General features: G+C 78.1%; 1 pseudogene. It reads left to right on the forward strand.

Annotation, left to right across the window (positions count from 1 at the left end):
• Positions 1-565 (forward strand): annotated as a pseudogene (locus VQ03_RS34205) (hypothetical protein); the annotation flags it as partial.

Genomic DNA, 565 nt, shown 5'->3' on the forward strand with positions numbered 1-565 from the left:
GACGGCGACCGGCGCCCTCGACACCTGCACCTTGGCGGCGACGTCGGCTTTCGCGCAGGCTGCGGAAGAGGCGGGCCGTCTGGTGGCGGAGCGCGCGAGCATGGCCGACGCGACGCTGCGCGGCGCGGTCGAGGGTCTGGCCGGGCGGGCCGAAGAGGTGGCCTCCGCGATTGCGGCCGCCGCCGAGCAGGCGACCGGTCAGGTCGATGCGCGGACCCTGGCGGCGACGTCGGCCTTCGCTCTGGCGGCCGAGACCGCCGGGCAACTGGTCACCGAGCGCGCGGCGGCTGCCGACGCGACGCTGCGCGGCGCGGTCGAGGGTCTGGCCGGGCGGGCCGAGGAAGTGGCCGCGGCGATTGCCGCCGCCGCCGAACAGGCGACCGGTCAGGTCGATGCCCGGACCCTGGCGGCGACGTCGGCCTTCGCTCTGGCGGCCGAGACTGCCGGGCGGCTGGTCACCGAGCGCGCGAGCACGGCCGACGCGACGCTGCGCGGCGCGGTCGACGGCTTGGCCGAGCGGGCCGAAGAGGTGGCCTCCGCGATCGCCGCCGCCGCCGAACAGGCG

Source organism: Methylobacterium tarhaniae (assembly GCF_001043955.1).
In the GTDB taxonomy this organism is placed as follows: Bacteria; Pseudomonadota; Alphaproteobacteria; order Rhizobiales; family Beijerinckiaceae; genus Methylobacterium; species Methylobacterium tarhaniae.